Source organism: Mangrovimonas sp. DI 80 (genome assembly GCF_001975575.1).
Lineage (GTDB): Bacteria > Bacteroidota > Bacteroidia > Flavobacteriales > Flavobacteriaceae > Mangrovimonas_A > Mangrovimonas_A xylaniphaga.
In genome coordinates, this window is sequence record NZ_MSDT01000012.1 from 1 (window position 1) to 6,939 (window position 6,939).

The 6,939-nt window shown below is 45.7% G+C and carries 2 protein-coding genes and 1 pseudogene; all 3 read left to right on the forward strand.

Annotation, left to right across the window (positions count from 1 at the left end; all coding sequences use genetic code 11):
- Positions 1–78 precede the first annotated feature (78 nt).
- Positions 79–1,038 (forward strand): type IX secretion system membrane protein PorP/SprF, encoded by a 960-nt coding sequence (locus BKM32_RS16155; RefSeq protein WP_076665346.1) that lies wholly within the window; start codon positions 79–81, stop codon positions 1,036–1,038.
- A gap of 140 nt (positions 1,039–1,178) precedes the next feature.
- A complete protein-coding gene (locus BKM32_RS16160) occupies positions 1,179–5,819 on the forward strand; it encodes a hypothetical protein (protein WP_076665349.1) in 4,641 nt (1,546 codons plus the stop codon).
- Positions 5,816–6,939 (forward strand): annotated as a pseudogene (locus BKM32_RS16620) (chromophore lyase); the annotation flags it as partial. The gene BKM32_RS16160 and the pseudogene BKM32_RS16620, both read left to right, overlap by 4 nt.

Genomic DNA, 6,939 nt, shown 5'->3' on the forward strand with positions numbered 1-6,939 from the left:
CGACAGAGAGTTTGTTGGACATTTTACACTGTATAGATAATAATTCAATGTTTAGAAGACCCCAAATACACTAATCATATGAAAAAGATAATTACTTATATTTTTCTAATAGCAATTGGTCAAACCTACGGCCAAGAGCTTAACCTACCAGTTTGGACGCAGTATCTTGCGGACAACGATTTTGTGGTGTCTCCAACCTACGCTGGGATTGGGGATAACCTAAGGATACGCCTTAATGGTCTCACACAGTGGGTGGGGATTAAGGACGCGCCGGATAATCAAGCCTTATATGCCGATTTTAGAATTGCGGATCGATCTGGAGTGGGATTGTCACTTTATAATGACAAGAATGGAAACACACGTCAAAAAGGGGTGAAGTTCTCTTTTGCGCACCACTTGGTATTGGATTACACTTCCGAGCAGTATTTGTCTTTTGGGATTTCTTATAACATCAATAGTTTTAGGATAGACATTGAGAATTTTGAACCCAATTATGAGACACCTATTGTGGATCCTTATGTTACAGATGACCGTGCTGTTAACAACAACAACTTTGATGTTGGGGTGCTTTATCGTAATAAAGGGTATTATTTGAGTTTAAATGTCAACAATATTTTGAAAAAAGATATTGATAATTTCAATGGCATAGAACCAAGCCTTCTTTTAAATTATCAACTGTATTCAGGTCTTGTTATTCAAAGTAAGGAAAACAAACGCGTGGAGTATGAACCTTCGGTATTCTTCCAGTATTTTGGAAGTGACGGTCGTTCGGCTACAGACGTCAACTTCAAGTATCGAAAATTCAACAGAAAAGAAGATTATTATTGGGTAGGACTGTCGTACCGCTTTTTAAACGACCAGTTCTTCAAACCTCTTAATATTGGCCCTATGGCCGGAATTATGAAGTCGAAATTCTATTTTGCCTATTCGTATCAAATTACCACCAACGCTTTGGCTGGTTATAATTCTGGAACGCATAGTATCACTATCGGAATCGACTTCCTGCAGGGAATTAGTAACTGCCCATGTACAAAATAAAAATAGTATAAACGTGAAAATTAATTGATTAGATATGCCTATGAAAACATAATTACTATAACACATATTAAATAATAAGGACACCATAATTTTTTCCAACGATGCCCCTTGTTGGAAAATAACCAAACAAACCAAACACCATGAAAAAACCTACTTTTTCAAGAATTGCCATTATTATTGTGTTGTTAATTTTGGGGAGTCAGTCATATGCCCAAAATTACGTGCCTTTTACACCAAGGTTTAATGAGGATTTAAAAGGAGATATTATCCTGATAGGGAATAACATCCTAGGTCCAGACAATAATGCTTTTAATGACGGATCGGTATACAACCACAACGTGGATATGACGTATATCGATATTGATGATGATGACTCTACCTTTAGTTCATCGAGTGCCGATTTAGACATCCCTAATCCCAACTGTTACCAAATTATTTATGCGGGACTCTATTGGGGAGCCGTTACAAATGGAGATGAATCTATTACAGATGTAAAATTAAAAGGACCTACTGGAGATTACCACGATGTACAGGGAACCATTGTCTACAATGCCAATGGAACGGCCACGGGAAATAGTTTCCCGTATTCCTGTTATGCAGATGTAACTTCTATTGTAACCAACTTAGATGCCGATTTGGGAACCTATACGGTGGCCAATGTATCTTCAGCCGAAGGAGAAACTGCTACCTTCAACCCTTATAACGGAACGGGATATTCCGCAGGATGGTCCCTTTTTGTGGTTTATGAAGATCCAACCTTGCCAGGGAAATCCATTACCAGTTTTGATGGTTTTAGTGCCATTAGTAGTTCGGTAAATACCGATGTATCTGTTTCTGGATTTAGAACGGTGCCAGCTCCAGCCCCTGTAAGAGCAACCTTTGCTTTTGCTGCTTTGGAAGGGGATAAGCCCATTCAAAATGATAGGATGTTACTTAACGGAACGCCTTTATCTGCTGCCGATCGTCCTGCCAATAACTTTTTCAATAGTTCTGTAACTCAACTAAGTGCTACGCCTGTAGATAATAGGGTACCTAACAGTACCAATACCCTCGGTTTTGATACAGGGGTGATGGTGGTCCCCAATCCCGGAAACACATTGATTGCTAATGATGCTACTTCCGCAGTAGTGACTCTTGAAAGTGATCAGGATGTGTACTTTCAATATTTCTTCGCTTTTGCGGTAGAGATTATTGAGCCAAACATTGTCTTGACAAAAATTGTCGAGGATGACGAAGGAAACAATATTGGAGGAGAAACAGTTGGATTGAGTCAGCCTTTAAATTATATCATTGGGTTTCAAAATACAGGAAATGACCATGCAACCAATCTTGAAATAAAGGATATCCTGCCTATTAATATCATCTTCAACTATCCAGAAGATTTAGAATTGCCGGAAGGGGTTACAGCTGCGAGTTATGATCCTAACACAAGAGAACTTATTCTTAATGTTGATAATAGTTTGGTGGAAATAGGCGATCCTGTTTTGGAAATTATCATTCATGCCCAAACGGTAGATACCTGTAACCAATTGGCAGATTCCTGTTCCAATATTATCAATAACCAAGCCTTTGCAACATATAATGGGTATTGGAACCCAGATTTTTTAATTACAGATGACCCGAGTTATAGTAGCAATACAGGTTGTTTAATTGCCCCTCAGGCCACTAACTTTTTAGGAGATTTGGATGATTGTACCTTCGAGGAAAATGTGGTGCTTTGTGGGGCCAGTGTACAGTTAACGGCTGCCAGTGGCTACGATGAGTATTCTTGGTCAACCAGCCCATCAGGTACACCGGTTATTGGAACAACCCAAACCATTTCTGTTACCGAAACAGGGACTTATTACGTTCACAATACAGCAATCGCACCTTGTCAATCTATAGATCAGGTATTTCATGTGACCACTTTTGGAGCAGGGATGACGAACCCAGTCATTCCATTTGCAGATGAAGTTGTGATCTGTCCTAACGATGGAAAAGAACTTCCAAATATCTTTTTATGTGGCGCTAATGATTCAAGAGAAATCAACACCAATATTTCAAGCGCTACGTCCATTATTTGGGAGAAGTTGGATGAGTCTAGCTGCGAAGCGGTTGCAAACCAAGATTGTGCCAACGAAAATGATGCCTGTACTTGGAACCAAGTGGGAACAGGTCCAGATTTTACGGCTGATACTTCTGGTCAGTTTAGGTTGACTATTAACTTTGAAGGAGGCTGTTTCGTGCAGTTCTATTTCAATGTATATCAAAACTTATTGAATCCAACGGCTGTTGGTCAAGATATTATCTGTTCCACTCCGGGGAGCATTACGGTGGGAAGCGTACCTTCTGGGTATGAATACAGTTTGGATGGCGTTACCTATCAAACTAGTAATGTATTCACCGTAAATGCTCCTGGGGTATATACTGTATATATCAGACAAATTGGAGTAGAGACAAATCCTTGTGTGTTTACAACGCCACAGGTACAGATCATGGAAAGTGATTTTACAGCAACAAGCATGATTACCCAACCTTTGTGTCATGATGATAAGGGAAGTATCCAATTAGCGGCTATCGATGCTGAGCCTCAGTATTACTTTGAATTATATAGTAATGGTACTTTGGTGAACAGTGTTGGGCCTATCTATGAAAACAATTACACTTTTGAAAATTTAAACCCAGGAACCTATACAGCAACCGTTGAAACAGAAGATGGCTGTGTATATTCTGAAGATGTGACCATTGTGGAACCTCCTTTATTGGAAGCCACGGCTGCACTAACAGTGCCATTAACGTGTACCGATGGGGAAATTACCGTATATCCAATTGGAGGAACACCTCCTTATTTCTATTTTGTAAATAGTGATACTGAATTCCAGTCGGTACCTGAGATTATGGTAACGGCTCCCGGAGTATTTAATATTACCGTTGTAGATTCCAATAATTGTAGTGTTGAAACGAGTATTACTGTGGAAAGTTCTCCAGCACCAGAATTTACCATCGACCAAACAAATATTACTTGTGCTTCTTTAGACAATTCAGGAAGTATTACAGTTAATGTAACCGAAGCATACGGAAGCTCTCTAGCTTACAGCATCGACGGCGGATTGACTTTTGTAAGCTCACCTGTGTTCACGGGTCTTGCTGAAGGCGATTACGAAGTAGTGCTCCAATATACCTTGGGAAGTTCAGTGTGTCTGACGGAACCACAGACGGTGACCATCACGGCGAACGACCCAATCGTGGGCGTCGCCGAACTGACGGCACCCTATACCTGTAGCAGTACCGGGACTATCACGGTAAATAACGTTTCCGGAGGCGTAGCGCCATATACCTATAGCCTTGACGGGGTGACCTTCCAGTCGGGCAGTACCTTTACGGGACTGACGGCGGGCACCTACACGGTGACCATTCAAGATTCCACAGGATGTACCTATATCACAGCTCCAATCGTTATAGAACCTTTGGATCCTCCAACAGATGTAGAGTTTACCAGCACGCCTGTGACCTGTCCATCCAACACGGCTACAATTACAGTTGCTACGGTAACGGGCGGCACTGGAGCCCTGGAATACCAGATCATCGCACCGGCCTCGGCGGCCACGGCCTACCAGGCCTCCAATGAATTTGCCGGATTGGAGCCGGGCACCTATACCTTCCAGGTTAAGGACGCCAACGACTGTACCTATACAGAAACCTATACCATCGATCCGCTTCCGGCGCTTACCATGGGAGCTGTCCTTGTAAAGGACCTTGACTGTACCGATTCCCCGGATGCCATCATCGAGGGGACCATAGGCGGAGGGACCCCGCCATATACCTATGAGGTATCGATTGGCGGAGCTGCCTACAGTGCATTGGGCTCTACTGGAGCGACTTTCACCTATACTACGGCAACAGCCGGGACCTACCAGTTCCAGGTAACCGATGCCAGTGGGTGTACGGCAGAAACGGGCGTGATCACGGTTCAGCCCATTTCCATGCCGGACCTAACGGTGGACCTGCATGCACCAATATTGTGCAACGGGGATGCCAACGCCTCGATAGACGTGACCATCGACACTACGGTAGGAACACCACCGTTCACCATCAACGTAACCAACGATACCACGGGAGTGGACTACGGTACGCAGACCTCAGGACTTACGGCGGGCACCTATACGGTAACCCTAACCGATGCCAAGTCCTGTGAGGCCACAGAGACGGTAACCATCGGTGAGCCGGATGCCATAGCAGTGGACTACCATACCATAGACATTACCTGTACCTCTACGGGAGTATCCCAGGGCTCCATCATTATCGACGGGGTAACGGGAGGGACGGCCCCATACAACTATTTTGTGACCGGAACCAACGGTTACGACAACTCCGAGCTTAACGCCACGGGCTCCACTTCGGTGAGCTTTGACGTGGTGGACTTCGGGCTTTACCAGATCAACATCGTGGATGCCAACGGCTGTTCGGTATTGATCCAGGATGTTTTGGTGGCCTCGCCACCGACCGATCTTGATATCAATATTGCCAGCACGGTGGACTGTACCACAGGAGGAGAGGCGGTAGTGAGCATCGGTTCCACCTTGGTAAGCTCCGGACCGTTTTATTTCAGCATCTACCAGGGACCGGTATCGGTATATCCAAACCCATCGGGATCATGGATCCCGGAGGATGCCCCGGGCAGCCAGTCGGCCACTTTTACGGGACTGACCCCAGGGGTGAGCTATACCTTTATCGTATACGATGCATCGACCAACTGTAGCTATTTTGAACCGGCCACCTTACGCAGGAACCTGCAGGGGTGACCGGATCTGGAACGGTAGGAGGTAACGGCTCCTTGACGGTAACAGACCTTGGACCGCTTCCTTTTGGAAACTACTATGTACTGATCACTGAGAACACGGGGCCGAATGCCGGCTGTAGCATTGTGACCATCCCGTTCAACATTACCGAATCGGAAATCCCTTTGAGCCTGAGCACATCGATCGACCAGAATGCGAACTGTAACGTAGCCTCTGGACAGATCAGTGCGGTGGGACATGACGGAACGGCGCCATACCAATACCAGGTAACAACCACGGCAACCGCACCTTCGGAAACGGATGCAGCATGGGCCTCGGCCAGTACCTTCAGCTTGGATGCAGGGGACTACTATGTGCACGCGATGGATGCCTATGGCTGTATCGTGAGCAGTCCGGTGGTGGTACTGCCAGCGGACCCTTCCCCGGAAATCTCGGCAACGCTTGCCGATGAATGTCTGGATGTGGACGGTACCTATGAAATGACAGTGAACCTTGACATTGCAGGGATTGCTCCCTATAGCTATAGCATCGATGGCGGCGCCTTCCAGACACAGACGGCACCGTTTACCATAACGAATCTAGCCTCGGGCGACCATACGGTAGAGGTGCAGGATGCCAACGGCTGTGGGAACACGGTAACGGTGAGCATTGCGGCACCGCTGAACATAACGCCATCTGTAGAGGCACTGCCTACCTGTAACAACGACGATGGACAATTGTCCATTGCAACTGTGGGAGGTTCAGGAACATTTACCTATGCCATCAGTCCGAACCCGGCCACGGTAAGCCTGTCGGGCAATGTGTTCTCGGGACTGCCTTCGGGACTATATACCATTACGGTTACGGATACGGTGACTTCCTGTGAGGAAGTTGTAGAGGTATCCCTACCGGCAGCGGTACTGCCAACCTTTACGACCACGCCAAGTACCGTGACCTGTTTTGGTGACGATACGGGCGCCTTCGATATCAACGTGTCCAACTACTCTGGGGCCTATACCTATGAGGTATTCGACAATGCCGGGGTATCGGTAACGGGAGCGGTAGCGGCCAATACGGCTACCAATCCACAAACGGTAACGGGCATGAATGCCGGTACCTTTACGGTGGTGATCACCGAAACGGA

Coding starts and splice junctions, on each gene's coding strand:
- BKM32_RS16160 (WP_076665349.1), top strand. CDS start 1,179: ATGAAAAAACCTACTTTTTCAAGAATTGCCATTATTATTGTGTTGTTA.
- BKM32_RS16155 (WP_076665346.1), top strand. CDS start 79: ATGAAAAAGATAATTACTTATATTTTTCTAATAGCAATTGGTCAAACC.